This is a genomic window from Halosolutus amylolyticus (genome assembly GCF_023566055.1).
Classification (GTDB): Archaea; Halobacteriota; Halobacteria; order Halobacteriales; family Natrialbaceae; genus Halosolutus; species Halosolutus amylolyticus.
The window spans coordinates 1,145,704-1,172,256 of sequence record NZ_JALIQP010000002.1 but is presented as its reverse complement, the minus strand read 5'-3'; the positions used below and the strand labels follow the sequence as shown (position 1 = coordinate 1,172,256).

Annotated in this window: 25 protein-coding genes; 10 read left to right on the top strand and 15 right to left on the bottom strand. The window is 64.7% G+C overall.

Features of this window, described 5'->3' with window-relative positions; genetic code table 11:
• Positions 1-64 precede the first annotated feature (64 nt).
• A complete protein-coding gene (locus tag MUN73_RS12225; RefSeq protein ID WP_250140749.1) occupies positions 65-1,138 on the bottom strand; it encodes a hypothetical protein in 1,074 nt (357 codons plus the stop codon).
• 346 nt (positions 1,139-1,484) lie between these two features.
• The gene (locus tag MUN73_RS12220) at positions 1,485-1,742 is read right to left on the bottom strand and encodes a hypothetical protein (protein ID WP_250140748.1); all 258 of its coding nucleotides are present in this window, start codon (positions 1,740-1,742) and stop codon (positions 1,485-1,487) included.
• 217 nt (positions 1,743-1,959) lie between these two features.
• Between MUN73_RS12220 and MUN73_RS12215 the strand changes: the two genes are divergently transcribed.
• Positions 1,960-2,799 (top strand): glycerophosphodiester phosphodiesterase, encoded by an 840-nt coding sequence (locus MUN73_RS12215; RefSeq protein WP_250140747.1) that lies wholly within the window; start codon positions 1,960-1,962, stop codon positions 2,797-2,799.
• Positions 2,800-2,833: 34 nt separating this feature from the next.
• Here the strand turns inward: MUN73_RS12215 and MUN73_RS12210 are convergent, their stop codons facing one another.
• The 4 genes from MUN73_RS12210 to MUN73_RS12195 form a co-directional block, all read right to left on the bottom strand.
• Positions 2,834-3,094, bottom strand: coding sequence for a hypothetical protein (locus MUN73_RS12210; protein WP_250140746.1), 261 nt, complete (start codon positions 3,092-3,094; stop codon positions 2,834-2,836).
• 58 nt (positions 3,095-3,152) lie between these two features.
• Positions 3,153-4,721 carry an FAD-dependent oxidoreductase gene (locus MUN73_RS12205; RefSeq protein ID WP_250140745.1) on the bottom strand — a complete coding sequence of 523 codons (1,569 nt, stop codon included), beginning with the start codon at positions 4,719-4,721 and terminating at the stop codon, positions 3,153-3,155.
• Positions 4,722-4,849: 128 nt separating this feature from the next.
• Positions 4,850-5,128, bottom strand: coding sequence for a hypothetical protein (locus MUN73_RS12200; RefSeq protein ID WP_250140744.1), 279 nt, complete (start codon positions 5,126-5,128; stop codon positions 4,850-4,852).
• Positions 5,129-5,257: 129 nt separating this feature from the next.
• Complete coding sequence (locus MUN73_RS12195) at positions 5,258-6,133, bottom strand: TIGR01548 family HAD-type hydrolase (RefSeq protein WP_250140743.1); 876 nt, start codon at positions 6,131-6,133, stop codon at positions 5,258-5,260.
• Positions 6,134-6,367: 234 nt separating this feature from the next.
• Between MUN73_RS12195 and MUN73_RS12190 the strand changes: the two genes are divergently transcribed.
• Positions 6,368-8,011 carry a multicopper oxidase family protein gene (locus MUN73_RS12190; RefSeq protein ID WP_250140742.1) on the top strand — a complete coding sequence of 548 codons (1,644 nt, stop codon included), beginning with the start codon at positions 6,368-6,370 and terminating at the stop codon, positions 8,009-8,011.
• Positions 8,012-8,025: 14 nt separating this feature from the next.
• On the opposite strand, the gene MUN73_RS12185 is transcribed toward MUN73_RS12190, so the two are convergent.
• Positions 8,026-8,586 (bottom strand): metalloprotease family protein, encoded by a 561-nt coding sequence (locus MUN73_RS12185; RefSeq protein ID WP_250140741.1) that lies wholly within the window; start codon positions 8,584-8,586, stop codon positions 8,026-8,028.
• 77 nt (positions 8,587-8,663) lie between these two features.
• Entirely contained in the window at positions 8,664-9,083 is a 420-nt protein-coding gene (locus MUN73_RS12180) for a UPF0146 family protein (RefSeq protein WP_250140740.1), read from the bottom strand.
• A 39-nt stretch (positions 9,084-9,122) separates the two neighbouring features.
• Between MUN73_RS12180 and MUN73_RS12175 the strand changes: the two genes are divergently transcribed.
• Positions 9,123-9,644 (top strand): archaemetzincin family Zn-dependent metalloprotease, encoded by a 522-nt coding sequence (locus MUN73_RS12175; protein WP_250140739.1) that lies wholly within the window; start codon positions 9,123-9,125, stop codon positions 9,642-9,644.
• 139 nt (positions 9,645-9,783) lie between these two features.
• On the opposite strand, the gene MUN73_RS12170 is transcribed toward MUN73_RS12175, so the two are convergent.
• The 5 genes from MUN73_RS12170 to MUN73_RS12150 form a co-directional block, all read right to left on the bottom strand.
• On the bottom strand, positions 9,784-11,598 hold the full coding sequence (locus MUN73_RS12170) for a ribosome biogenesis/translation initiation ATPase RLI (RefSeq protein ID WP_250140738.1): 1,815 nt from the start codon (positions 11,596-11,598) through the stop codon (positions 9,784-9,786).
• A gap of 1 nt (position 11,599) precedes the next feature.
• The gene (locus MUN73_RS12165) at positions 11,600-11,917 is read right to left on the bottom strand and encodes an EMC6-like membrane protein (RefSeq protein WP_250140737.1); all 318 of its coding nucleotides are present in this window, start codon (positions 11,915-11,917) and stop codon (positions 11,600-11,602) included.
• Positions 11,918-12,034: 117 nt separating this feature from the next.
• Positions 12,035-15,316 (bottom strand): DUF7289 family protein, encoded by a 3,282-nt coding sequence (locus MUN73_RS12160; RefSeq protein WP_250140736.1) that lies wholly within the window; start codon positions 15,314-15,316, stop codon positions 12,035-12,037.
• 401 nt (positions 15,317-15,717) lie between these two features.
• A complete protein-coding gene (locus MUN73_RS12155) occupies positions 15,718-16,479 on the bottom strand; it encodes a hypothetical protein (RefSeq protein ID WP_250140735.1) in 762 nt (253 codons plus the stop codon).
• A 105-nt stretch (positions 16,480-16,584) separates the two neighbouring features.
• On the bottom strand, positions 16,585-17,172 hold the full coding sequence (locus MUN73_RS12150) for a DUF7344 domain-containing protein (protein WP_250140734.1): 588 nt from the start codon (positions 17,170-17,172) through the stop codon (positions 16,585-16,587).
• 273 nt (positions 17,173-17,445) lie between these two features.
• Here MUN73_RS12150 and MUN73_RS12145 point away from each other — a divergent pair, with 273 nt between their 5' ends.
• The 7 genes from MUN73_RS12145 (at position 17,446) to MUN73_RS12115 (ending at position 24,703) form a co-directional block, all read left to right on the top strand.
• Positions 17,446-17,994: a hypothetical protein gene (locus MUN73_RS12145; protein ID WP_250140733.1), complete on the top strand. Its 549-nt coding sequence runs from the start codon at positions 17,446-17,448 to the stop codon at positions 17,992-17,994.
• A gap of 170 nt (positions 17,995-18,164) precedes the next feature.
• Positions 18,165-19,298 carry a CARDB domain-containing protein gene (locus MUN73_RS12140; RefSeq protein ID WP_250140732.1) on the top strand — a complete coding sequence of 378 codons (1,134 nt, stop codon included), beginning with the start codon at positions 18,165-18,167 and terminating at the stop codon, positions 19,296-19,298.
• 63 nt (positions 19,299-19,361) lie between these two features.
• Complete coding sequence (locus tag MUN73_RS12135; RefSeq protein WP_250140731.1) at positions 19,362-20,540, top strand: signal peptidase I; 1,179 nt, start codon at positions 19,362-19,364, stop codon at positions 20,538-20,540.
• Between the two features lie 225 nt (positions 20,541-20,765).
• Complete coding sequence (locus MUN73_RS12130) at positions 20,766-21,926, top strand: DUF5305 domain-containing protein (protein ID WP_250140730.1); 1,161 nt, start codon at positions 20,766-20,768, stop codon at positions 21,924-21,926.
• A gap of 154 nt (positions 21,927-22,080) precedes the next feature.
• Positions 22,081-23,691 carry a long-chain-fatty-acid--CoA ligase gene (locus MUN73_RS12125; RefSeq protein ID WP_250140729.1) on the top strand — a complete coding sequence of 537 codons (1,611 nt, stop codon included), beginning with the start codon at positions 22,081-22,083 and terminating at the stop codon, positions 23,689-23,691.
• A 265-nt stretch (positions 23,692-23,956) separates the two neighbouring features.
• On the top strand, positions 23,957-24,250 hold the full coding sequence (locus MUN73_RS12120) for a MarR family transcriptional regulator (RefSeq protein ID WP_250140728.1): 294 nt from the start codon (positions 23,957-23,959) through the stop codon (positions 24,248-24,250).
• A gap of 48 nt (positions 24,251-24,298) precedes the next feature.
• Complete coding sequence (locus MUN73_RS12115) at positions 24,299-24,703, top strand: hypothetical protein (RefSeq protein ID WP_250140727.1); 405 nt, start codon at positions 24,299-24,301, stop codon at positions 24,701-24,703.
• Between the two features lie 76 nt (positions 24,704-24,779).
• Here the strand turns inward: MUN73_RS12115 and MUN73_RS12110 are convergent, their stop codons facing one another.
• Positions 24,780-25,697 carry an NAD+ synthase gene (locus tag MUN73_RS12110; RefSeq protein WP_250140829.1) on the bottom strand — a complete coding sequence of 306 codons (918 nt, stop codon included), beginning with the start codon at positions 25,695-25,697 and terminating at the stop codon, positions 24,780-24,782.
• Positions 25,698-25,879: 182 nt separating this feature from the next.
• Positions 25,880-26,488, bottom strand: a complete 609-nt coding sequence (locus MUN73_RS12105; RefSeq protein WP_250140726.1) for a hypothetical protein — start codon at positions 26,486-26,488, stop codon at positions 25,880-25,882.
• Positions 26,489-26,553: the final 65 nt, after the last annotated feature.

Genomic DNA, 26,553 nt, shown 5'->3' with positions numbered 1-26,553 from the left:
GTGGGGGTTCGGTCGATCTCGCCGGAATCGCGGGTCGCACGTGGCGGGTTCGCGATCGGCCCGGTCAGTCGCTCCTCTCGTCGCCCGCGTCGTCGGCGACCGTCCCGATCCGCCAGGTCTCGTCCGGCGAAGCGACGGTCCCGTCCGCACAGATCACCCACGGGACGACGCGACAGGTCTGGCAGAGCCGATCGGCGGGGACGGAGAGTCGCGCGGTGTCCGACGCGCCCGCGAGGTCGGTCACGTCGAGGAGCACGTCGGCCTGGGTCAGCCACCAGACGACCCGATCGAGTTCCCCGTCGGGATCGGTCACCTCGAGTTCGAACGTGGCGGTCTCGCCGCTCGCGTACGATCGCTCCCCCGGTTCCGGGCTGTACGCGTCGATCGTCGGGGACGCGTTCCCGTCGTCGGCTACCTCGACCGTCCAGTGGGCCGCGTACGTCTCCTCGCCGTCCTCGGGGACGACGGCCGCGGCCACGTCGTGCGTGCCGGGCGACTCGAACGCCTCCCGCCAGTAGTGGAACCCGGTCTCGGCGTCGTAGGCCGTCTGCCAGGGGCCGCCGATCGGGCTTCCCACGCGGTCGCCGTCGACCCACCAGACGGTCGTCCGCGCGGCGTCCACCTGGTCGAGACGGGCCTCGAACAGCACCTCGGTCCCCGGCTGGACGGCGAGGTCGCGATCGGGTCGCCCGTCGGAGAGCGGCGTCGCGCCGATCACGTTCACGGTGCGTTCGGCCCCGTCACCCGCGACGTCGACTCGAACCGGGACCTCGGTATCCATCGGGACCGGATACGTGTAGAACTCCTGTGTGAGTGTCGTCGTCTCGCCGGCGTCGATCGTCGTCCGCACTCGACCGACGCGTTCGAAATCGTCCCCGACGAGCAGGTCGACGTCGGTCCGGACGTCGCTCGCCCCGACGTTCTCGACGGCGGCAGTCACCTCGAGGAGATCCCCCGCGCCGACGGGTGCGTTCGTCTCGACGATGGTCACCTCGAGTGCGACGTCCTCGCCGGTTCCCGCGTCGGTCCTGGTGTCGTCGTCCCGTTCGGCAGTTGCGCGGATGCCGGTTCCTGTCGAGAGAAATACAGCGCCGGTCGATACGCCGGTCAGCATCCGGCGTCGCGTTGGTCCGCTCATCGCGGCCATCTACCCCGCGTCGATGATATAAATGCGCGCTACCGTTGCGGCCGAAAGCCGCCGTTTCGATCGGGCTCTCGTCCCCGTATTCGTGTGCGTCAGTAGGTGTTTCCTGGATGCGTCCAGTAGGTGCTCCCTGGGACGGTTTCACTGCGTGGAACTGACCGCTCTCGCCGCCCCCGCCGATCGAACGGAACTGTCACCCGCGGTTCCCGCCGGTCGAACCCGGTGCTCGCGCTCGCGGGTGATCGGACCAGGGGTGGTCTCGTACGGATTACCGTACGTCGTTTCCGGTGCAACTGCGACCGCCTGCGGTTGCACCGGTACATCGTCACAGCAGACCGTCTCAGGGGGCGTCGTCGTCCTCCGGATTCATCGCCGCGCCCAGTCCGCCGTCGTAGGCGTCGCGATTCTCGACCTCGCGGATGCGCTGGTCGAGTCGCTCTTCTAAGGCCTGCCGGCGCTCCTCGTCGACGTCGGGATCGTTCCCGAGGGCCTGCAGGTCCTCGCGAGCGGTCCGCAACACCGACACCGCCTCCGTCGTTTCGAGATCGGTCGCGCGATCGAGGCTCCGTTCGACGTCCTCGAGCGTGGTCCTGGTCACGGACGCGGCTTCGGGACCGATCGGCGTGAACCCTGGCCCGTCACTCGTCGGGTCCGGCGGCAGATCGAACGCGCATCACCCCCACGTTTCGAGTCCCCAACACCGACACGGAACGCTCGCTCGTCGACCTCGCGCCGAGCGGCGCGCGCCGGACCCCTCCAGGGGTCGCACCGCCGAGAGACACAGCACCCATTATCCTGACCGCCGTCGTCGGGGTATGGCCAGTCCTGCCGTCATCGCCCACCGCGGCTACGCGGGTATTGCTCCGGAGAACACGATCGGGGCGGCCGTCCGCGCGGCCGATCGGGCCGAGACCGCCATGCTCGAGATCGACGTCCAGCCCGCGGCCTGCGACACCCCGGTCGTGATCCACGACGAGCGCCTCGAGGGGACTCGCGACGGCCGGCCGCTCACCGACGCCGCGGGACGCGTGTGGGAGACCGACCTCGAGACCGTCCGGGCGGCGCGGGTGCTCGGCACGGACGAGACGGTCCCGACGCTCGCGGCGCTTCTCGAGGCGGTTCCCGAGACCGTCGGGGTCAACGTCGAACTGAAGAATCCCGGCACGGCCGACCTCCGGTTCGCCGATGCGCTCGCTCCCGACGACCGCGACGATCGCCGCGCGGTCTGGGCGCCGTTCGTCGATCGAGTCGTCGAGATCTGCGACGACTTCGCCGGGGAGATCCTCTTCTCGTCGTTCTATGAGGGTGCGATCGCCGCCCTCCGCGAGGTCGGGCCCGACTACGCCGCCGCGCCGCTCGTCTGGGACGACCTCGAGGCCGGGTTCGAGATCGCCGACCGCTACGACTGCGAGGCGATCCACCCGCCGCGGAACGCGATCGCCGGAACGGGGCTCACGTCGACCGGGTACGCGGGGTTCGACGCTGGCGACCGCGATATCGATGTGATCGAGCGCGCCCACGACGAGGGTCGCGCCGTCAACGTCTGGACGATCGAGACCTGGACGCAGTTCGACCAGCTCGCGCGGGCCGGGGTCGACGGGATCGTCGTCGACTACCCGGGCCTGGGCGATCGATCGACCGATCGCGGCCGCTGACGCCGGGTGCGGTGCTCGATCGTCCCTCCGGGTGCTACGGTCTCAGCGGGAGTTCGCCCCGCCCGTCGTTTCGCATGAACTCCCGATTTCGGTCGGGCCAGACGAATAGTCGCTCCCGGAGCAGGTCGCCGTCTTCGGTTCTCGGGTCGGGGCCGCCGAGTCTGGCACTCAGTGTCAGGAGCGCCCAGCCGCCGTAACCGACCACTACCGTGACGCCGGTCAGGACGACGATCGAGACCGCGAGTTCCCCCAGCCGGACGAGAACCGGTTTGTCCTCGTCTGTCGATTCGTCCATGAACGAGCCGTACACCGGGGAGTGATATTAGCGTTCTGTCACCTCGCGGTCGGCGGTCTCAGTCCTCTCGCCCGTGATGGGGCGGCAGGTCCGCTCGCGATGGCTTCCGGGCCAGATCTTCGTTCGCCGGCCCCTCCAGCACCTCGCCGTCGGGCGCGAACCGGGAGCCGTGGCAGGGACAGTCCCAGCTACACTCGCCGTCGTTCCACTCGACCAGACAGTACAGGTGGGGACAGACGGCCGAGACGGCGTGCAGGTCGCCGTCGTCGTCGCGTGCACAGGCGATCGGCGTCCCGCTCTCGCGAAACACGCGGCCCTCGCCGGGGTCGAGCGTCGATCGATCGGGGGTCAGTAGCGCCTGCGCCCAGTCGGTGAGGAACTCGCTCGCGGCGTCGGCGTTCTCGGTGACGGTCTCGCCGAACGAGGGCTTCGGCGTGAACCGGAGCGGATCGAACAGGTCCAGCGCCGGCGGGCTCTCCCCCGCGATTTCGGCGGCGAGCAGTCGACCGGCGGTGACGCCGTTGGTCATCCCCCAGCCGCGAAAGCCGGTCGCGACGAAGACGTTCTCGGTGCCCGCGCCGGCGCGACCGACGAATGGCACCTTGTCCGCCGGCCGGTAGTCCTGGGTCGACCACCGGTAGGCGATCTCGTCGACCGGGAACCGGTCGCGTGCCCAGCGGGCGAGTCTGCGGTACCGATCGGCGGTCGACCCGCCCTGTCCGGTCTTGTGGTTCTCGCCGCCGACGAGCAGGAGTGTCTCGTCGCCCCGGTGGGTCCGGACCGACCGGTAGGGGTCGCCGGGCCGGTAGTACATCCCCTCTGGTGGCTCCCCGTCGAGGCGGACGCCGAGCACGTAGGAGCGCTTCGGGTACATCCGCGCGAAGTAGCCCGCCCGATCGAGGATCGGGAACCCGGTCGCGACGACGACCCGCCGCGCCGTCACCGTCCCGCCCGCCGTCCGGACGCGACAGGGGGTGCCTGGCTCGACGTCCGTGACCTCGGTCTCCTCAAACACGTCCGCGTCGTCGTCCGATCGGAGGTCGTCCGCGATCGCGAGCAGGTAGCTCCGGGGGTCGAACCACGCCTGGTCGTCGAACCTGACGGCCGCGGCCGCGCGCTCGAACGGCGGCACCGAGGTGACGTAACTGGCGTCGATCCCCGCACCGCGGGCGGCGTCGGCCTCGCGTTCGATCTCGTCGGGACTGTTGCTGTAGAGATACGATGGCTGACGCTCGAACCCGCAGTCGATCCCGAGGTCGTCGATCCGGCGCTCGACCGCGTCGATCGACTCCTCCTGGGCGGTCGCGTACCGGCTGGTCTGCCGGCGGCCGAACTCCCGGCGCAGGTGGTCGTAGATCAGCCCGTGCTGGCTCGTCAGTTTCGCCGTCGACTTGCCCGTCACGCCCGTCGCGACCCGATCGCGCTCGACGACGGCGACCGACTGGCCGCGATCGCGCAGTTCGATCGCTGTCGAGAGGCCGGCGATCCCGGCCCCGATCACGCAGACGTCGACGGTCCGATCGTCCGCGAGCGGTTCGGCCGGTGGGTCGTCGTCGCGCGTGGTCGCGAGCCAGACCGAGATCGGTTCGCCTGGCAGGTCGTCGCGGCGGGAGAACTCCTCGTGCATCGGTCCACCCCGCTACACCGCCGACGGCGAAAAAACGAGGGGCGGCTACTGATGGGTGCTCGTCCAGTCCGTCGCGACCGCCCGCCCCTCGAGTGGCCGACGAGTGCGGGCGACCCTGGTGTCGATCGCTACTCGCCGTCCAGCGCCGCCGCGATCGATTCGAGTTCGTCCTTCCGGAACGGCCGATCGGCTCGGTCCGGGTCGTCCGCGTCCGGCATGCCGATCGACCGGCGAATCCCCGATCGCATCCGCGATTTGGGCGGTATCGGATCGGTCTCGACGTCGGCGTGCACGGCCTCACAGATCGCGGCGAGGGCTTCTTTGGTGAACGCCGTCGATTCCCGGCGTTCGTATCGCCCCACGGCCTGCCGAATCTCGTTCCGGAGGTCGTCGACGGTTCGTGTCATACGCGGAGTGACGGTCGGCTTCGTCGTGTAGATTTCGATCGGGTGACGAATCCTCCGGACCGGTGCGTGTCGATCACTCCGCCGTCTCTCGTCACCACCGCAGTAGGCGCGTCGCTCCCGCCCCGTCGCTCACTCCTCGAGCAGGTCGGGGACCTCGTTGACGGAGTCGAGCACCGCCGCCGCACCTTCGGCCTCGTACTTCCGGCGACCCTCCTCGCCGGTCAGCCCGCCGGTGAGGACGCCGATCCCGTGGTACTCTCGATCGGCGTCCGCCTCGTTCGCGTTCACGGCGGTCCGAACGTCGTCCAGGGTGTCCCCGACGAACGCCACGCTGTCGGCCTCGAACCGCTCCGCGAGGGTGACCAGAGCCCGCGGGTGTGGTTTGCCTTCCTCCCAGTCGTCCATCGTAAAGCGGTGCTCGACGGGAATCTCGTCGTCCAGGCCGACCCGATCGAGGGCGATCTCTGCCTCGGGTTCGGGGCGGCCGGTCAGGATCCCGACGTCGTAGTTCGCGAGCAGGGTTTCGCGCGCCTCATCCTCGAGGAGGACCGGTTCGTCGTGGATGAACCCGCGCGTTTCGAGGTCGGGGTCGCCGCCCTCGATTCCGCGGTACAGGTCCGCCCCGAGGTAGAGTTGCTGGAAGACGTCGCGGAGCCGATCAGTGTCCCAGCGCTCCGTGACGCGCTGGGTGGCCCGCGCACCGATCGCGTCCCGGATAACAGTCTCGGCCGCCTCGAGGCCGCCGCCCTCCGCGGCGATCCGATCGGTGAAGTCGTCGATCGAGTCGCGGTACCCCTCGTTCGTCGCGAGAACGTACAGTGCGGCGGCGTAGGTGAGTTCCCAGTCGTTGTTGAATCCGCCCGCGTCCTTGAACTGCTGGATGTCGGGCTTGCGGATCGTCCGATCGTAGACGTGCTCGATCGAGTCGACGATCGCCTGCCGGTAGGAGTCGGCGACGTCGACGAGCACGCCGTCGACGTCTAGCACGACGGCGTCTGCGTTCATACCCGTCCCAACGGCTCGCCGAAGATAAAGGCGGTCGGATTCGGTTCGCGAGGGCCGGGACGCCGAACCACGGTCATCGGCTGAACCGTCTCGGCCGATCGGAAACCGATTACTCGACGCATCGCATTCACGATGGGTTCTCCGACCTCGTGGTCGCGGTCCTCGGACGTGATTCGAGGAGCACGTGCCCTGGCATGCCCCTCATTTTTGTCGGCAGTCGTGGGCGATTCTGTGATGGACGATACTGATCGAACCGTCCCGCGACGGCGGGTGTTGCGCGTCGGCGGCGCGACGCTGGTCGGAATCGCTGGACTCGCGAACGGAATCGGATCGGCGAATCGTAAGCGGGCCGCACAGGAAGACGACGAGGGGCCACGAGCCGAAACGCTGGTCGCGTCGAGCGGGCAGGTCGACGTCGGATCTGACGACAGCCTCGAGACGTGGCTGTACGACGAGCAGATCCCCGGTCCGGAACTCCGCGTGAGCGAGGGGGAGACGCTCCGCGTCTCGCTCGAGAATGGGTTGCCCGAGGAGACGACGATTCACTGGCACGGCGTTCCCGTCCCGAATCCGATGGACGGCGTTCCGGACGTCACGCAAGAGCCCGTCTCGTCGGACGAGACGTTCGAGTACGAGTACGAGGCGTCGCCGGCGGGTACGTACGTCTACCACAGCCACGTCGGGTTGCAACTCGACAGGGGCCTCTACGGACCGCTGATTATCGAAGCAGAATCGCCACACGTCGAGTACGATCGCGAGTACACCCTGCAGATCGACGATTACCTCCCGGAGGAGCCGGCGCTCGACTCGATCGAAGCGCCACCGGGCGGTGGTGACGGGATGGGTCCCGACGGCGGACCGGGCGGAGACGGTGATGGTATGGGCCCCGGCGGAAACGGTGGCCCTGGCGGTAATGGCGACGGTATGGGCCCTGGCGGTAACGGCGATGGAATGGGCCCTGGCGGTAACGGCGATGGAATGGGCCCTGGCGGTAACAGCGACGGTATGGACCCTGGCGGTAACGGCGATGGCATGGGGCCCGGCGACGGCATGGGGCCCGGCGACGGCATGGGGCCCGGTAGTCAGATGCAGAGCCAGCGCCCGCCGTACGAGGGACTGCTCGTCAACGGACGTCTCCCCTCTGATCCGCCGGTGTTCGACGTTGAGGAGGGCGATCGCGTTCGTCTCCGGTTTATCAACCCCAGCAGCGCGACGACCTATCGCGTCGGCATCGGCGGCCACCCGCTGACCGTCACGCACGCCGACGGGCGACCGGTCGAACCCGTCGAGGTGAACTCGTTCGTCATGAGTATGGGCGAACGCTACGACGCGATCGTCGAGGCCGACGCCCCGGGCGAGTGGGCGATCGTCGCGGACCCCGTCGTCGGAACCGAGGACCCCGCGGAGGCGAGACTTCGGTACGAGGGTGCGTCCGAGGACGGGGCCGCCGAACGGCCGCAGTTCGACGGCCCGGAACTCGAGTACGGCGACCTCCAGGCGCTCGAGTCGCTGGATCTCGACGGGGATCCGGATCGGACGTTCGACCTCACGCTATCGGGCAGGATGATGGGGGGCGCTGACTCCGACGCGTGGACCATCGACGGCGAGACGTATCCGGACGCCGATCCGCTCGAGATCAGCGAGGGCGAGCACGTTCGAGTCCGGATGATAAATCGAAGCCCAGCGATCCACCCGATGCATCTCCACGGCCACTTCTTCCAGGTGGGCGACGCGGTCAAGGACACCGTTCTCGTCGCGCCACACGGCGATCAGGTAACGTTCGACTTCCTGGCGGACAACCCCGGCGACTGGCTGTTCCACTGTCACAACGTCTACCACCTGGAACGGGGGATGGCCCGGGTATTCGAATACGTGTGAGACGCACCGGCGCGTCAGAACGCGCCGATCCCGACGACCCACGAGGCCAGCAACAGCAGTCCCACTGCGTAGATGAGATCGGCCCACAGCCGCGAGAGCAGGTTCACGACGTAGATCACGACGACGACCGGAATCCCGAGCAGGACGACCGGCGACCCGCGCCACTCCGCCCGCGATCGGCTCCAGAGAGTGTTCGCGTCGCCCGTACTCGGGAACGAGTGCATTCCGACGCTGATTCCCAGCCAGAACAGCACGAGCCCTGTCGTCCCGGCCGCCGACGGCTCGACTCCGTCGCCACCGTTCGCGGCGATCGCCGTCGCCAGCCCGAGAAACAGGGCGAACGCGACGAGCGTGTTGACGAGAAACGGAGCGACGCTGATCGCGAACGTCTCCCGGTACCGCTCGGGTTCGAGGTGCTGGACGTAGCCCGCCGGCGACCCCAGCCGAAAGTACGCCACGTCGAGGACGGGAACGCCGACGTAGTCACACGCCTTCTTGTGGGCGAACTCGTGGACGACGACGCCGGGGAACGTGAGCAACTGGACGAAGAATCCGATGAACGCGAGTGCGAGCATGCGCCCTGACTCGTCCGATAGTTGAAAAGTGTTTCTCCGCGGACGATTCGAGGACGTGATCGGGTGAGCACTGACGGTCAGTGGCTGCTATACCCGTCGTCGATCGCTCGCGCGACGTACAGCGTCCCCTCTCGAATCGTCTTTCGCTCGACCGGGACGGCGGGCTGGTCGCCGCCCAGCGTCGTGAACAGGAAGTCGGCGTCGACCGCGCGGGCGACCGCGAGCGCGGGCCGGTGGAGTTCCGGCGGCAGGTTCCGCGCGTAAATGGCGTCCGCGTCGGCGTAGACCGATCGATCGGGGTCGACCACGTTGTCGCGGACGAACCGCACGCCGTCGGGGGTGTCGCGATCGTAGACGTCCGTTGCGGTGACGGCAATCCCCTGTTGGGCGAGCGCCGCCGCGAGGTCGGTCCGGCGGCCGATCCCGACTTCGACGACCCGCTCGTAGTCGCACAGGTAATCGCGCATTGGCCGGAGATTGCGGCGAGAGTGGGACACGGCGGGACGTTTATGCTGTCCGCGGCCTAAGCCCTTGCTATGCTCGTCGATATCGTGCCGGTCGGCAGCGTCCCCGCGCGAGTCAAGCGGGTCGCCTCCTCGGCGCTGCGATCGGTCTACGACTGCGACGTGACGATCAACGAGTCGCAGTCGGTCCCAAACGGTGCGTACGACTCCGGCCGGAACCAGTACTGTGCGGAGACGTTCATCCAGCTCGCCGAGCGCGTCGGCCGCGGCGAGAAGAACATCGCGATCACGCCCCACGACCTCTTCTACCGGCGGCGCAACTACGTCTTCGGCCTCGCCTACCTCGACGGCAGCGGCAGCGTCGTCTCGACCTACCGCCTCCAGACCTCCAGCGACGGCGGGTTCTCGAACAAGAGCGCGAGCGACATCTTCGAGGATCGGGTCCAGAAGGAGATCGTCCACGAGATCGGCCACACCTACGGCCTCGAACACTGCGACAACAACCGCTGCGTGATGAACTTCTCCCCGACCGTCCGCGAGGTCGACATCAAAGAACAGTCGCTGTGTGGCAGCTGTCAGCGGCTGATCAGCTGACGCCGGCCGGCTCTCGACGGTTCTGCACTGCCGTTCTCGATCGATCGCGAGTTGTCACTCCGCGTCGGTGATCGATCGGAATCGGCCGGTCGCTCGGGATCGACCGGCGAGACGTCCTGCCCGTCTCGTCCGAACCCGGTCAGGGCGCGTAGTAGTACTCGCCTTCGCGTTTTTGCTCCCGATCGAGCTGTGACTCGGGCTTGTTGATCCGCGGCCGGGAGGTGCGCTCGTCCCGGCGGAACGTGACCTCGAGGTTCGCGAGGAACTCGTTCATGCCGTCGCGCATCGGCTGTGGGGCGCTGGCGCGGCCGTTGACGGCGGGTTCGCCGTCGAAGACCATCAGCCGATCGGCCAGCAGGTCGATCGTGTAGATGTCGTGGTCGATGACCATGACGGTCGCGTCCTGCTGTTCGGCGTACCGGCGGATCGCGCTGGTCGCCTGGACCCGCTGTTCGACGTCGAGGTGCGCGGAGGGTTCGTCGAGCAGGTAGAGGTCCGCCGAATCGGAGAGACAGGCCGCGATCGCGACCCGCTGGCGCTCCCCGCCGGAGAGATCCGAGAGGTTCTGCTCCATGATCCGCTCGAGCTGGAGGGGCTGGGCGATCTCCGTGTTCCAGTACGAGGAGCCGAACTGGTCGGTGATCGAGGAGAGAAAGGCGTCGACCCGCATGTGCTGGTCGATGGTGACGTACTGGGGCTTGTAGGAAATCTCGAGGTCGAGATCGGCGTCACCCGTCGTCGGCTCCAGATCGCCGGTCAGCAGTTTCGCGAACGTCGACTTCCCGATCCCGTTCGGGCCGACGATGCCGAGCACTTCGTTCTCGCGGATCTCGCCGCCCTCGACGTCGAGGGTAAACTCGCCGTCGCCGTAGCTCTTCCTGAGGTCGGGGTATTCGACGAGAACGTCGCCGTGGGTCGCGGTCCGGGGCGCGTGTTCCTCGAACTCGATCGGGTCCGGCCGGATCCGCATGTTCTCGTTCTCGAGGTAGCCCGAGAGGTACTCGTTGATCCCGTTGCGGACCGACTTGGGGGCCGTGATGACACCGTACGCGCCGGGTTCACCGTAGGCGACGTGGAGCGTGTCCGCGAGCAGGTCGAGGATCGCGAGGTCGTGCTCGACGACGAGCATCGATCGGTTCTCCTCCTCGGCGAGTTCGCGGATCAGCCGCGCCGCGGTGACCCGCTGGCCGATGTCGAGGTAGGGCGTAATCTCGTCGAGGAAGTAGAAGTCCGTGTCCCGCGCGAGCGTCGCCGCCAGCGCGACGCGCTGGAGTTCCCCGCCGGAGAGGTCGTCGATCGACTGCTCCATGACGGGACCGATCGAGAGCCGTTCGACCAGGTCGTCCAGCGCGTCGCGCTCGTTGGTCCGCTCGAGCAACTCGCGGGTGTTGCCGTCGAACTGCTCGGGGATCTGGTCGACGTACTGGGGTTTCCGGGCGACGGTAACCTCGCCGTCCCGGACGTCCGCGATGTAGTCCTGGAGCTCGGTGCCGCGGTAGGCTTCCAGCACCTCGTCCCACCCGGGCGACTCCTCGTGGCGACCGAGGTTGGGCTCGAGTTCGCCCGCGAGGATGCGGACGGCGGTCGTCTTCCCGATCCCGTTCGGCCCGAGGATCCCCGTGACCTGTCCTTCCTGGGGTGCGGGGAGGCCGTACAGCGAGAACGCGTTCTCGCCGTAGCGGTGGGCGGGGTCGTCCTGCAGTTCCTGGGGCAGGTTGATGATCTCGATCGCGTCGAAGGGACACTTCTCGACGCAGATGCCACAGCTCTCGCCCAGACAGATCTCTTCGGAGATGTGGACCTGGTCTGGCTGGCCCTGGGCGGCCTCCTCGCCCCGGAGCGTGATACACTCCTTGCCCGTCCGGTTCGGTGGGCAGTAGTTCTTGCACTCGTAGCTACACCGATCGGGCTGGCACCGATCGAGGTCGACGACGGCGATGCTGTCGTCGGCCATGTCAGCCCCCGGCCTCCGCGCTAAGCAGAATGCCCCACGTCACGAACCACATGGAGAACGTCATGAACGTGACGAAGAGGTAGTGTTTCGGCCCGACTTCGTCTTCGTCGTAGATCCCCGACGCGTTGAGCAGCGGGAACTGTGCCAGGATCGCACCCGCGACGAGCAGTAGCGCCCGCGTGTCCGTCGCCGCGTCGCTGGAGACCCCGATCCAGGTCGCGGAGACGAGGGCTGCGCCGACGCCGATCAGCGCGGCGAGTGCCGTCACGCTGATCGAGCGAATGTGCTCGCGTCGGTCGCTGATCGATTCGGTCGACATGGGAGAGACTCTGTTTTCGGGGGTGAAAAGGGGTTCGGGTTGGTGGTGAAGGGTCGTTCGTTTCGATGCATGGTTTGACCGATCCCGAAAGCAAACCGCACGACTGCAGACCGTGGATCAGCTAACCTCAACCGCGTCGACATCGATGTCAATCTCGGAATCGCCTCCGACGATGTCGTCCACAGAACTGTCTGACTCGCCGGTTCTATCGTCGATACTGTCGATTTCGATCTGTGCGGAATCTTCCCGATCGTCGCTTCGGACGGTGACGTTGCCGACGCCGTCGTCTCCGAAATCGGTCTGCCAGACGAGTGAAATCTCTTTCTCATCGTCTTCGTCGAGACTACTTTCTAACGTCACCTGCTCCGTGTCGACGATCTGGCCGTCGGGATTTGTGAGCGTGATCGTCTGCGTGACGCTCTCTTCGTCCCGGTCTTGATATCGACTCGTGACCGTAACATCGATCGTAGCGGTTTCGCCGGCGGTCACGTCTTCTTCGATGTCGTCAATTTCGACCTCGAAGACGCCTTCGGCCTCGAGTTCCCACGCAAACCGTGGATAGGTATCCGGAATCGCGACCCAGGGGCCGCCGTCCTCCTCATAATGGAGGTTGCCGAGTTTTCCGGGGTCCGTCGCGTTGAGCCCCTGCATCTCGTGGGTGTGCCGTCCGGTTACATCGATCTGCTCTCCGATGACGTGCTCGCCGAACGCCGACTCGTGATCGTCGACGTTGTAGTAGACGCTGTCATCGAATCCATCGTTCGCGTCGTCACCGCGCCCGAAGATCGCGCCGCCCGTGTTGTCGGCTGAATGCACGGGTCTCCCCATCCAATTCAGGTAGTCTTCGATTTCCCACGGATCCGCCGTCAACTCGATGTCGCCTTCGGCCCAGTACATTTGCTCGTTGTCGCTGGCGAAGTCGGAGGTCCAGCCGACGATCCCACCGACCGCGAACGGTCCCTCGACGTCCGCCAGCGAGTACGCGGTCGACACTTCCGTGTTGTAGCCGGTCGAGCCGACGATCCCGCCGATACCCATGTTGTCGGCTCCCCACGGATGGTACACCTCGTGAGTCGCCGCGGCCGGAACGCCTCCCTTGACCGTCGCCTCAGAAACCAACCGATTGTCGAGGTCGGCGTTGTGGGCGGAGCCGGCGATCCCACCGACTTCTTGATATTCGGCCGTGACCTCACCGCTCACGCGAACGTTCTCGATGACGCCACCGGCTGCGCCGATCAGCCCGCCGGTAACCTGCTGCCCGTGGACCGAGACGTTCTCGAGTCGAAGGTCGTGGATCTTCGATCCCTCACCCACGCCCGGGCCGCTGTCGTCGAAGTACTCGTTGATGGCGAACAACCCGACGAAATTTTCGTCGGGGCGGTGGATGTGGAGCCCCTTGATCGCGTGTCCATTGCCGTCGAAATCACCGGCGAACTCGTTGCCCCAGAACCACTGATCGCCGATCGGCTCGAACCCGGCCCCGTCGTTCCAGTATTCCGTCCCGTGGGCGTCGATGTCGTCGACGAGTTCGTAATGAGCGTCGAGTCCCTGGTCGTCGATACACTGGAGTTCGTCGACGGTGCTCACCTGATACGGATCGGATCCCGTTCCGCTCCCGTCGTAACTGACTGCGCCACAGACGGGACCGTCTCGATCGACGACGACCACTTCCTCCATCTCGTCATCGTCCGTCCTGACCGTGACCCGGCCGGTCGGCTCTCCGACGTCGTCGTACTGGAGCGTCACGGTTTCGCTTCCCGACACGGTCACGCTCCGTCGATCGACTTCGGTTCCGTCGAATCCTTCCAGAACGACGTCCTGCTCTGTCTCACCGCCGATCGCCTCGATGTCGGCCCGAACCGTCACCGGGTCGCCTTCTTCGACCGGATCGTCGAGCACCTCGATGTCGCTCACTTCCAGCAGCGGATCGATGTCCACGTCTACGGTCTCGCTGTCGGTTTCCGTTCCGACCGTGATCTCGGCTTCGTCGGGCTCTGCAGGGACGTCGACGCTTCCCCACTCGAGTGTTACCGTCTTCTGCTCGTTCCGATCGAGTTCGAGTTCGCCGATGTCGACGACGTTGCCGTCGAATCCTTCTAGCCAGACGAACTGCTTGTGTTGTTCACCTTGGTTTTTGATCCTGGCGTCGACCGTTAGCGACTCTCTCGGCGTGACTGGTCCGTCGATGTCGACGTTTTGGATCGCAAACTCGGGGGGTTCGTCGACGACGAGAAACGTCCCTCGCTCGACGAGCGAGTCGCCGCCGGGGCCGGTTTCAACGTCGTACGTGTACTCCTCTCCCGGCGTGAGATCGATGCCGTGTTCTCCCTCGGATCCCACGTGGAAGAAGTGATTATTGTCCCACTTTTCGTGTTCGCCGGTGAATACGCTCTCACCGGTATCGTACTCGTTTTTGGACTCGATCGTTCGCTCTTCGACGAGTTCGGACTCGTTCCAGATCGAGATCGTCGCCTCGACGTCACTCTCCGTATCTCCGTAATTCGTCAGCGACGCGTTGATACGGAACCTGTCTCCCTGTTCGACGCGATTGTTTTCGATCGCGTGTGGGTACCCTTCGTCATGAGTGGTTAGTCCGTAATCCCGGTCAATCAGGAAGTGCGGATCGGCCGGGACGTCACCGATGTCCTCGACCTTCATCACGACTTCGTCGTCTTTGCGGGTCACGCTGACGTTCCACTTGTCGACACCCTCGGCTTCACGTTCTAAGTGTCGTTCCCACGCCTCGGCATACCTGCTTTCGATCCGCAGTGCGAAATCCTCCCCGTCACTCGTTTCGACAGCAGACGTGAGGTTTTCGACCGCGCTTGAGCCGCTCTCGTAGTCGTGTTGGGCTTTCGACTGCGATCCAGCGGCCTCCACCGAATCGAGTTGCATGAAATCCAACTGCAGCGTCTCGTTGCCGTCGAACCCAACATTCGGGGCTTTCACGACCCTGGCTCCAGAGTCGGTACGTTCCCAGATGCCGCCGCCCTGGTGGGCGATCGTTCGATCGTCGAGTTCGAACTTGAGTGCGCCGAGGTCTTCGGAGACGGTTCGGCTCTCGTTGTCCCAGTCCGGGTCCTCATCTGAACTGTTGAACCACGTGATCTCGAGTGCTCCCTCCTCGACCACCTCGGGTTGACAGTCCGGATCGTCGAACGCCATCGGTTGCTCGGTTCGCGTCGCCACAACGGTGCCGAGCCGGTGGTCCGCTTCGCCCATACACAAATGGACTTTCTCGCGATCGACTTCCGACCCGACCGTGTCGAACATCGCCGACCCCATGACAAACACGAGAATTGCTCCGACGAACACCATCCCGAACAGCAAGGTGATACCGACGATCGGGCTCACACCCCGATCGGTGTCGTCACCGCTTCCCCGCCAGTTCTGCCACATCCTTCCTCGTGATACTGTGCTAATATCATAAAAATACAATGGTTATGGGAATAATTGTAGCCACAGTGGTGGCTTCAAGCAGCATTTGAGTTTCGGTCACCGAATTTATGACCGGACGAGGCTCCTATCGATATCAATCAGTACGGCGGATGCCGTTACGCCGATCGAGTGACGTGTTCGCGTGGGTCGTTGACCTGTTCGGGTCAGGTCTTACCAGCGTTCGGTCTTTCAATGCTTAGACTCGACGAGAACAATACCACAAGGCGTGTCGATCGTTACCTGGCAGCGTAAAACTGGATTCTGAAAGCGTCGTGGCTAACGATACGTCACCTCTCTCTCCAAGGCCGTCGACGATACTATTGTGGATAGGCGAAACCGGTACGAACCCTACGCCATAGTTGTCAGGCGGTAACAGATATCGTAGCCGTCTTGTCCGGGTTCGATTGGGTATCCGTAAAGGTGATCTCAAACGTTTCCCCGTTCATCTCCACGTCGAATTTGAGCGCCACTGTTACCGTCTCGCCCGGATCGATACTCGTTAGCCCACTCTGTCCAGAACTGACGTCGATATCCGTTCCATCAGTTAGCCACTGGCCGCCATCCGGCGTTTCAGTATCACCGTCGATCGTGATTTCGGTGATTTCGGTGGATGCACCGTGGTCGACCGCAAACTGTGTAACACGGAATCTGTCTGTGCCGTTGTTTTCGACGTCGAACGTCACATTTTCGTTGTCGACTTGCGGGTCCGACGTCTGTTCCAACTCACCGGATACTGGTTCAGAGCCTCCCGATCCAGTACACGTGTAGTCTAGTTGTGTCGAAAACGACGCTCCCTCCACGCGAACGGAACCAGTGTCTGCTTCTTCGATTGTGACAGTGACGGTCGCATCTGTCCCACTTGAACCGCCGCCGTCACATTCGAATACGAGGGCTGCCGGTTCCTCGTCCGGGCCGAGAACGAAGCTGGGACCGACATCGGACCCATCGCTAATGGCCACGCCTTCCGGAAGGACGATATCGGCAGTGATGGCTGCCTCGTTCGCCATATTGTTCGTGACCCAGCCGACGGTCTCCTCGTCTTGCCGACCGTCGATCGACGGCTCTTCGGCGGCTTCCAGCCCGACTAACGCACTTGAACCCTCCGCCGTCTCGATGGAGGTCACGCGGTCACCCGCGATCGTACTAAATCCGAACGTCGGTCCGGCCATAGCCACCGCTCCGAGGACGATCAACCCGATCGCAACGACCGTGAGTGAGCGTGTCATCCGTTACGGTGGCCTCTCCGTTTCCCCGAGTCGCATTCGACGGTTCTGTACCACGTGCACGATCGCCGAAACAGCAAACAACGCAATCACGATCGTCGCCCAGCCGAGTTCCGGCACCGTCTCCGTGGGGATCCACTCGAGCCACAACCCGGTCATCACGACCGTCGCGACGGCCGCGAGCCCGAGGTAGTACGTGCTCCACGGGATCGAATCCTCGGGGACCACGTCGAGGTAGATCTCCAGGTCGGAGACGTTCTCGGTGAGTTCGATCGTCCGATCATTGAACTCCACCATATCCGCGCGATCGAGCGTCGGCAGGTGCGTCTGCTGGAGGGACGTGTAGACCCGCTTTCGTTCGGCCGACGTCAGCCCGTCGACCTCTTTGTCGAGTTCCCAGGCGGCGACGTGTTCCGCGAGGTCCCCGAGTTCGACGGGTTCGTCCTCGCGCTTGCAGTAGTGGATCGCGTACCGGCGGCGCTGGTTGCTGAGAAGGGTGAAGACTTCGCCGCGATCGATGCCGGTAGCGTCGCTCTGGGCGTCGGCCGCGACGCCATCGGTAGACCCATCGCTACTGTGTTGTGTCGTCGCCATGCGACTGTTAGGGATGTCCGAGTTTACGGATCTCCGATACATAACCCTTATTGCCAACGTGGCTGGGAAACTCTCTCACGATCGCGATTTCAGGCACTGCTATCCGGCAGTCGATTCGTTCACGGTCGGCTTGAAGCCGGGTATCGGTCACCGTTCAGCCGTTCTGGCGACTCAATACAAAGGGGGTGGGGTTACAGGGTGTGAGTAAGAACCGGCCGCCGATCGTAATCGACGCCTACGATCGCGGCGCGGATCATAACGGAGAATCCAACAATGAGACTGAATCGACGTAATGTGTTAGCTGGATTGGGTACGATCGTCGCGGGCGGCGGAGCCGCACTCGGAACGGGTGCGTTTAGTAGTGTGGAAGCCGATCGAACTGTCAATATTAGTATTGCAGATGACAACGATAGTGCACTTCTTGCTCTTGATGCGGACGGTAGTTCCGATTTGGTAACCAATGATGGAGGTAGTGGAAGCGACCTCAAATTCAATCTTGATAACCTCAATGACAATGCGACGACAAAAGTTGAACCGGCGTTTACAATCACAAATAACGGGGGACAGGATGTCGGTGTGAAGGTTCAAGCAATAAATACAGATGATGGCGATTCTGTAGTTGGTGCATTTAGTTTCACATCAGCAGCAAATGGGCACGATCTGACTAGTGCTCCAGGAACAGGTGAAGATGGTAACTTGGCGTCGAATGATCCTAGCGAAAGTGTGACAGTAAACATGAGTATTGACAGTGATACTGGCGCTCCAGCGGATGCGAATGTGATCCAGATCGTTGCTGATGAACAGGACTACGACGTAGAGTAGTCACTCTTGAGACGATCGAATATATCTAAATAAGATTGACTGTATATTTGAACGACTGGTACGATAGAAATCACGGGTGAGGAATCTAACTCCTTATTTAGAGACGACTCGCTGCGTGAGAACGTGTTTGCACGCCTGATTTGAACCGAATATTACAACGAGTTCCTCGGATGCCATCCAGCAAAATCCTGTTCACCGCCGCCGCGATCTGCTTTCTCGTCGCGATCGCAGTCCCAACTGCGGCGATCACGATCGGTGAGGATGGGGCAGCCGACGACGTCGCCCTCGAATCTACCTCTCCCTACGCCACGATCGACGACGGCGAACTCACGCTCGACTTCGCGGCGCTGAACGATCGATCGCGGTCCGAGTTCGACGACGTCTTCTCGATCAGCGTCGCCGACGACTCGATCGAGCGGATCTGGCTCTCTCACGAGGTCGACGGCGTAACCTTCTACCGGGATGGCGATCGCAACGACGAACTCGACGAGTCGAACCCGATCGTTCCGGCGGCCGGTGACACGACCAGCGTCGGCGTCGCGATCGATACCCACGTCGCAGCGTCCGGGACCAAATCGTTCACCGTTCACGTAGAGTACGCAGACGAAGACGACGAGAACGCCGATATCGAACTCGTCGACGTCGCCTACTCGGACGCCGAACTCGGGGCCGGCGAGACGCTCACGGTGAACGCGACCTACCGAAATTACGGCGACGATCGCGGCTCGACGATCGCCACACTCGTCGTCGACGGGATCGTGGTCGATCGGCAGGTCGTCCACGTCGGGGCGGGCGAGACCGAGACGGTCGCGTTCGAGCGATCGATGGATCGGTCCGGCACGTTCGAGGTTGGCGTCGACGATCGGAAACCCAGATCGATCACGGTCTGGCCGCCCGGCGAACCGGCGCCGGATTTCGCCGTGATCGAAGCCACACTCGAGGCCGACACCATACCCCGTGGCGAGTCGGCCGCGGTCACGGCCACGATCGAAAATACCGGGAACGTGACCGGAGAAACGACCATCGAACTCGCCGTCGGCGGCGCCGTCGTCGACACGCAACTCGTCGAACTCGACCCCGGCGAGGTGACGACGGTGACGTTCGAGCGCCAGTTCGACGACCCGGGCGAGTACGCGATCGCGGTCAGCGGCGTCGACGCGGGAACCCTCACCGTCACCGAGCGGGAGCTGATCGTGGTGCTGAACCGCGAGTTCACCTCCTCATCGGCGGCGGCCGTCGTGCCGGCGGGGGTGCTCGGGTTCCTGTTCGCCGCGACCGGCGTCCGTCGACGAGTGAATTTATGACGCGTCCGATCCCAGAGGCCGATCGAACAGTCACTCGACCATGATCGTCTCTCGTGAGCACGGATGACGACGGGTTCGCTGGTCAAACGAGCGCTGACCGTAGCCGTCGCGTTCGTCGTCCTCCTGCTCGTTCTGGGCCAACTCCTGGGCCAGCCGATCCTGCTCGGCTACGTCGCGACCGGGAGCATGGAACCGACGATGGACGCCGGCGACGGCTTCGTCGCGATTCCCAGCGCCGTCGCCGGCTCGCCGAGCGAGGGCGATGTCGTGGTGTTCAACGCCCGCGAGCTACACGACGGCGGGCTGACGACCCACCGGATCGTCGACGAGACGGACGAAGGGTACGTCACGAAAGGGGATTCGAACCCCTTCACCGACCAGGACGGCGGTGAACCGCCGGTCACCGAGGGCCAGATCGTCGCCGTCGCCTGGCAAGTAAACGGCGAGGTCGTGTCGATCCCCCACCTCGGGACGGCAATCATGGGCGTCCAGGGTGTGATGGAGTCGGGGTACGATCTCCTCACCGCTCCGCTCGGCGTGACGACGGCGTTCGAAGCCGAGAACGCCGGGGCGATCATGATCGCGCTCGGCATCGCGATGCTCGGCTTCGGGCTCCTCGTGGAGCGCGTCGGTCCGCATCGACGCGACACGACGCGATCGACCGCCCGGGAGAACGTCTACGCGTTCTGGACCACGATCGGACTCGTGTTGCTCGTCCTCGTGACGCTCGCGACGGCCGCGATGGTGATCCCGTCCGGCACCTACGAGTACGGACTCGTGAGTACGGACGATCCCACCGACGATCCACAGGTTCTCGCCCCGGGTGCGTCGACCGACCTGCCCCGCACCGTGGACAACGCGGGCTACGTTCCGATCGTCGTCGTCCACGAGGCCGAGAGCAGCGGCGTCGACGCGGAACCCGATCGGCAGGTCGTCGGTCCACGGGATTCCGGCGAGACGACCATCTCGCTGACGGCTCCCGAGACGACCGGCGAGTACGCGCGCCACGTGGGGGAACACCGGTACCTCGCCGTCCTCCCGCCGTCGGTGCTCGTGTGGCTCCACGGGGTCCACCCGCTGGCTGCGATCACCGCCGTCAACGCGGTGATCGTCGGCGTCACCGTCGTGGCGGTGCTCGTCCTGTTCGGCAGCGGCGACTTCCGGATCCGCCGGCCCGGCGGGCACGTTCCGCTCTGGACCCGACTCCAGCGAAAGCTCCGGCGGTTGCGCCGCGACGACTGATACGGTTTACTGTAAGTCGTTTCCGGTCCCACCGCACCCGTCCCGCGGTCGTCCCGGAACTGACTCGCAGTCGCCCGTGTGGAGGCTTCGGGCCACTATCGTTATGACGATCGATTCCTTGGTCGTAGATATGAACTGTTCCGTCGTCCGACCGATCGGTTCGGGCACGGTTCGAGTCCGGGGAACGAGAGAGCGGTGGGGGCCGCTCCGTGGGGGGGTACCGCCGTGATCGGGAACCCGCGGCTGAACCTGCTGATCGCGACGTACGGACGATCGCTCGCGATCGCGCTCGCCGTCGTGGGCGTGCTCGCGGTCGTCGCGACAGGCTGGGTCGTCGCGACACCCTCGACGTCGACGACGACCCAGCAGGTGAACCAGGAGACCGTTTCGACGGAGACGACCACGAGCGCCGTCGTCGTCGAAGACGGCCTCTGGGAGTCGGGGACGAGGCTCGTGGACAGTTCGGTCTACACGTTCGCCGCGACGCCGAACCTGACGATTACGCCACGGACCGCAGTCGCGTCCAGCGAGGCGTCGGTGATCCACGAGGTGCGGATCAGACACGAGGCGGCACGTGACGGATCGGTCTTCTGGGAAGAGACCGTCCCCCAGTCCCGGACCGAGGCGTCCGTCGTCGACGGCGTCGCGACCTCCGAGACGACGATCACAGTCGACGACGTCCGCGATCAGCGCGCGGCTCTCGAGGACGACCTCGTCGACGTCGGATCGATCACGACCTCCATCGAGGTCGTCGTCGAGTACGATACGGGAACGTACGCCGACGAACAGGTCCTGTCGAGTCCGGTCCGAATGACCGAGGACGCCTACTGGCTCGAGGAGCCCCTGGAGGACTCGACCGACCACTCCGAAACGGCCACGATCGAGGTCCAGGAGTCGCCGAACGCGCCGGCGATCGGCGTCCTGTTGCTGGTCGCGGTCCTCTCGTTCGGCGGCGCCGCGTTCGTCTACACTCGCGGTCCGATCGACGTCGACGCCGCCCGACGCGCCGTCTACGAACAGCGCTACGCGGAGTGGATCTCGCGGGGATCGATCCCGATGTGGGTCGGTGACTACCACGTCGAACTCGACACGCTCGAGGACGTCGTCGACGTCGCGATCGATACGAACGAACGCGTCGTCAACGATCGGCAACGCGATCTGTTCGCGGTCGTCAACGGGAACGTGGTCTACTATTACTCCGATCGCGGCCAGTGGGAGGGAACCGCCTGGCCGAAGATGGAGTTCGGCGACCAGTCGTCGCCGGTCACCGGCGATTCCGGGGCCACTCCCGTCCCGCCGTCTATCGACGGGGGATCGGATCCGATCGGGCCGCCCGACGACGATCTGCCGGACCCGGACGACGACGACGCGTGGGAACGGATCTAGTTCCTTCGCTACGGTTCTTCCCAGGCTCTTCGCTAGCGGGTCCTTCTTGCCTCGATTCCGCACGATCGATCCTGGCAGCCGGTGCTGAATCCGAAACCGCGTGACGAGAGCGAGAAACCGAAATGTGTATCATTGTAGTTTCTGAAGGATTCGTATGGAAACGCCACTCGTAGTTACCGACTTCCTCGACCAGGCACGGACCCACTACGCCGACGAGACCGCGATCGTCGGCGCCGGCGGCGACCGGTTCACCTACGCCGAGTTCGCCGAACGAGCTGATCGGTTCGCCGCGGCTCTCCAGGAGCGCGGGATCGAGAAGGGTGATCGGGTCGCGGTGCTCGATCCGAACACGCACTACCACCTCGAGGCGGCCTACGGCGCGATGCAGATCGGAGCGATCTTCACGCCGCTGAACTACCGGCTCACGCCCGACGACTACGAGTACATCCTCGCGGACGCCGGCGTGGACGCGATCTACGCCGATTACGAGTACGCCGAGAAGATCGAGGCGATCCGCGACGACGCACCGACGGAGACGTTCGTCACGAACGACGCCGACGCCGTGGACGGCGAGTGGGAGGCGTTCGACGACGTGCTCGCGGACGCTGGGACCGAATTCGATCGGCCCGAGATGGCCGAGGACGAGATCATCACGATCAACTACACCTCGGGGACGACGGGCGATCCGAAGGGGGTCTGTCGCACCCACCGGACGGAGACGCTCCACGCCTACCTGATGTCGATCTACCACGAGATCACCGACGACGACGTCTACCTGTGGACGCTGCCGATGTTCCACGTCAACGGGTGGGGGCACATCTACGCGGTGACCGGGATGGGTGCGACCCACGTCTGTACGCGCGGGGTCAACGCCGACGACGTGGTCTCGACGATCCGCGAGGAGGACGTCTCCTTCCTCTGTGCCGCACCGGCGGTGCTCAACCAGTTGATCGACTACTACGAGAACGAGGGCGAACCCGCGATGAGCGGCGACAACCAGGTTCGGGCGACGACCGCGGGGAGCGCGCCGCCGGAGGCGACCATCCGGGCCGTCGAGGACGAGTTCGGCTGGTACCTCAAGCACCTCTACGGGGCGACCGAAACCGGACCGCTCATCACCATCTCGGACGCGAAACGGCTCATCGACGACGAGAACCGCTTCGAGATCAAGAAGCGCCAGGGGATGGGCGTGCTCGGGACCGACGTCCGCGTCGTCGACGAGGACGGCAACGACGTCCCGCAGGACGACCAGACCCTCGGCGAGGTCGTCGTCCGCGGCAACCAGGTGATGGACCGCTACTGGAACAAGCCCGAGGAGACCGAGGAAGCGTTCTCCGATCGGCTCGAGGGCTACTACCACATGGGCGACCTCGCGACCGTCGACGAGAACGGGATGATCGCGCTGCGCGATCGCAAGAAGGACATCATCATCTCCGGCGGGGAGAACATCTCGAGCATCGAACTCGAGGACACGCTGTTCGACCACGACGCGGTCGCGGACGCGGCGGTGATCCCGGCCCCGAGCGAGGAGTGGGGCGAGACGCCGAAGGCGTTCGTCGTGCCGTCGAACGGCGATCCCGACGATCCGCCGGTGTCGGCCGACGAACTGACGGCGTTCACGCGCGATCGACTCGCGAGCTACAAGGTCGTCCGCCGGATCGAGTACGTCGAGGAACTGCCGAAGACGGCGACCGGCAAGACTCAGAAGTACGAACTGCGCCAGCAGGAGTGGGCCGACGAGGACCGGATGATCGGCGAGGGGTGACCGGCTCCGCCGAGGTGGATTCATACGGGCTACTGTCCGTTAGTGCCGGCACGCCCGCGACCCGACTGCGGGTGCGCCGGTAGCTCGGCACAGCAATCCGTATCACGTCTCCTGCCCGGACTGACTGAGTAGTCAACTATGTCGGAGACTGGTGTACAAGGCTCTGAAAGCACATTTTTCGAAGTTATTTATGCAGAATTCTATTTCCGATCACCCACCCTGTAAGGCTCAACTTTTATACTGCTGGGTGCTTTCGAATCGTAATATGGCAGAGACCGACGGGGAGGAGATCGAAGACTTGCCACCGAGCGCGAAACTGGTCTTCAAGGTTCTCGAGTACGACGGGCCGCTGACGCAGAAACAGATCGTTCAAGAATCGATGCTCTCGGCACGGACGGTCCGATACGCCCTCGAGCGCCTGGAGGAGATCGGAATCGTCGACGAGGATATCTACTTTGCGGACGCCCGCCAGAGCCTCTACCGGATCGAGGAACAGGTCGCGGCCGACGGCAACGGCGTCGAGGAGTCCCCGAAGAAAGACGCCTGCTGCGCCGAATAACATCGCCCAAACGGCAGGATTATTTTCCCGCGGTTACCGTCCCCCTGCATGGACAAGGAGTCGGTCCCACAGTGGGGATGGCTGTTACTCGGGCTGTTCGCCGCGTCGATGGTCGCCCAGTTGATCAACGTGTTCGTGCTCTCACTTCCGGAGGACTACCAGACGATCACGATCATCGCCGCCATGTCGCCGGTCCTGATCTACGTCGGCGTCTGGTACGACGAGGACCGCAGCCACTACTGGGAGAACTCGCGGGAACACATCGCTGGCGACGTGCTCTTCGTGGTCAGCGGTGCGGCGATCGGGTCGGCTATCGCTCTCGTCGTGATCGTCGACCTCGGAGTCGGGCGTTTCGTACAGGACATCATCGGGATGGCGGCCGGGTTCTTGCTCTCGTGGGGGCTGTTCTGGTGGCGCAACCCGGAGGTCTATCGGACGGAAGCCGATCGGTAGCGCCCGACTCCGTCGCTCGGCTCGGCATCGATCAGATCCGGACCCGTCGCTCGTACGCGATCGGGATGGTAAGCGCCTACTCGATCGAGCCGTCGTCTCGGTTGGTAATCCCAGGCGTCGGCGGCACCGCCCGCTTGTGTTCGGTCGCGGCGGACAGCGCCACGACGTCGCGGGCGGTTTCGCGATCGATCCCGACCGCATCCGCGGCCTCGTCGATCGACGTCCCCTCGTCGACGAGCCGTCGCAACAGGGGGTCGATGACGTCGTAGCTCGCCCCGAGTTCCGACGCGTCGGTCTGGTCGGCCCAGAAGCCGGCGGACGGTTCCTTGCTGACGATCCGTCGCGGCACGCCGAGCCGCTTCGCGAGCGCACGGACCTCCGTCTTGTACAGGTCGCCGATCGGGTAGGCGTCGGCAGCGCCGTCGCCGTACTTGGTGAAGTAGCCCAGCAACAACTCCGATCGGTTCGCGGTGCCGAGCACCAGGCGGGACTGACGGTTCGCCGCGTAGTACGCACAGCACATCCGCAGTCGCGCGACGAGGTTCCCGATCGCGTAGTTGCGCTCGTTGGGCCGATCGCGCGATCCGTCGTCAGCCGATGCCGCCGGTTCGAGGTGGCTCGCGGCTATCTCCTCGAACGACTCGAGCAGCGGCCGTAACTGGATCAGTTCGAACTCGATCCCGAGCCCGTCGGCGATCGTCCGGGCGTCGCTCACGCCGGTCCCGTCGGCCTTGTGACAGGGGAGTCCGAGTCCGAGCACCCGATCGCTACCGAGCGCTTCGACGGCGAGGACCGTCGTGACCGTTGAGTCGATGCCCCCGCTCATCGGCACGACGACACCCGTCGCGTTCGCGTCCGAAACGGTCTCACGGATGGCCGAGCGGATCGACCGGCGAACTCCCTCCAGTCCGGCCGTACTCGTGATGAAGGACCCGGGTCGGGCGTGCTCTCCGGCGACGACACGTCGGCGATCGTTCGAAACTACGTCGGCCATCATAGGTCCGCTATCACAACCATTTCACGCTCTATCGAAACATACGTTTCGTATAAGTGCGTTCTCCTTAAACAACTATAGGCCGTATTGGTTCTGGTGAAACGATCGCCGATCGATGCCTAGACTCCAGAGTCGCGAGATGGCGGGTGCTCGACCGACCTCGCCCGATCCGGTCCGCGCTTTCAGGCCGTCTCCGGCGCGAGATACCGGCTGAACAGGTAGACGACGCCGGAACTGACCGCCGCTGCCGTGCCGACTGCGATCACGGGGACCGAGACGCCAGCCTGTCCGTACGGATTTCGCGGAGCGGAGTCGATAACCGCCTGAAACGTCTCGCCTCCCGTGTGGCCGAGCAAGAAGAATCCGACCGTGAGCACGATGGCGAACCCGCCGGTCGCCAGTCCGAACATCGACGCGACGTCCTCGACGTTCAGTAACGTGTGTGCCTCTGCCTCGGATAACTGCGGTTCACGCCTCCGACGCACGATCGCTACCGCGACGAGACACGCCGCAGTTCCGAGCTCGATTCCGCCGGCGTACACGCCGACCCAGAGGACGAGCGGCGACGCCCACAGGGGATCGCCGCCCGGGAAGGCGGCCCGGACCGCGGACGGATAGGTGGCCGTGATCGGGACGACGAGTGCGAGTGAGAGGAGCAGGACGCTCTGGTAGACGAGTTTCTGGGGAATCCGGCGCTTGATCAGCGCGTACCGCTCCACTCGAAGTCGTTCGTACGTCGACTCGCCGAGGAGCGCGTCCGCGATCGGATCGTCCGGGTCAGTCGAGTTCATCGGTTCGAGAGCGTGATCGGCCGTCGGTTCAGGTGGCCGAACACGCGGCGTGGAAATATACACTC

Bases quoted from the DNA above. Each gene is read 5' to 3' on its own strand.
- MUN73_RS12145 (WP_250140733.1), top strand. From the start codon at position 17,446: ATGAGACTGAATCGACGTAATGTGTTAGCTGGATTGGGTACGATCGTC.
- MUN73_RS12170 (WP_250140738.1), bottom strand. From the start codon at position 11,598: ATGGCCGACGACAGCATCGCCGTCGTCGACCTCGATCGGTGCCAGCCC.
- MUN73_RS12190 (WP_250140742.1), top strand. From the start codon at position 6,368: ATGGACGATACTGATCGAACCGTCCCGCGACGGCGGGTGTTGCGCGTC.
- MUN73_RS12160 (WP_250140736.1), bottom strand. From the start codon at position 15,316: ATGTGGCAGAACTGGCGGGGAAGCGGTGACGACACCGATCGGGGTGTG.
- MUN73_RS12140 (WP_250140732.1), top strand. From the start codon at position 18,165: ATGCCATCCAGCAAAATCCTGTTCACCGCCGCCGCGATCTGCTTTCTC.
- MUN73_RS12215 (WP_250140747.1), top strand. From the start codon at position 1,960: ATGGCCAGTCCTGCCGTCATCGCCCACCGCGGCTACGCGGGTATTGCT.
- MUN73_RS12210 (WP_250140746.1), bottom strand. From the start codon at position 3,094: ATGGACGAATCGACAGACGAGGACAAACCGGTTCTCGTCCGGCTGGGG.
- MUN73_RS12195 (WP_250140743.1), bottom strand. From the start codon at position 6,133: ATGAACGCAGACGCCGTCGTGCTAGACGTCGACGGCGTGCTCGTCGAC.
- MUN73_RS12115 (WP_250140727.1), top strand. From the start codon at position 24,299: ATGGACAAGGAGTCGGTCCCACAGTGGGGATGGCTGTTACTCGGGCTG.
- MUN73_RS12225 (WP_250140749.1), bottom strand. From the start codon at position 1,138: ATGAGCGGACCAACGCGACGCCGGATGCTGACCGGCGTATCGACCGGC.
- MUN73_RS12135 (WP_250140731.1), top strand. From the start codon at position 19,362: ATGACGACGGGTTCGCTGGTCAAACGAGCGCTGACCGTAGCCGTCGCG.
- MUN73_RS12175 (WP_250140739.1), top strand. From the start codon at position 9,123: ATGCTCGTCGATATCGTGCCGGTCGGCAGCGTCCCCGCGCGAGTCAAG.
- MUN73_RS12120 (WP_250140728.1), top strand. From the start codon at position 23,957: ATGGCAGAGACCGACGGGGAGGAGATCGAAGACTTGCCACCGAGCGCG.
- MUN73_RS12150 (WP_250140734.1), bottom strand. From the start codon at position 17,172: ATGGCGACGACACAACACAGTAGCGATGGGTCTACCGATGGCGTCGCG.
- MUN73_RS12205 (WP_250140745.1), bottom strand. From the start codon at position 4,721: ATGCACGAGGAGTTCTCCCGCCGCGACGACCTGCCAGGCGAACCGATC.
- MUN73_RS12105 (WP_250140726.1), bottom strand. From the start codon at position 26,488: ATGAACTCGACTGACCCGGACGATCCGATCGCGGACGCGCTCCTCGGC.
- MUN73_RS12125 (WP_250140729.1), top strand. From the start codon at position 22,081: ATGGAAACGCCACTCGTAGTTACCGACTTCCTCGACCAGGCACGGACC.
- MUN73_RS12185 (WP_250140741.1), bottom strand. From the start codon at position 8,586: ATGCTCGCACTCGCGTTCATCGGATTCTTCGTCCAGTTGCTCACGTTC.
- MUN73_RS12110 (WP_250140829.1), bottom strand. From the start codon at position 25,697: ATGGCCGACGTAGTTTCGAACGATCGCCGACGTGTCGTCGCCGGAGAG.
- MUN73_RS12200 (WP_250140744.1), bottom strand. From the start codon at position 5,128: ATGACACGAACCGTCGACGACCTCCGGAACGAGATTCGGCAGGCCGTG.
- MUN73_RS12165 (WP_250140737.1), bottom strand. From the start codon at position 11,917: ATGTCGACCGAATCGATCAGCGACCGACGCGAGCACATTCGCTCGATC.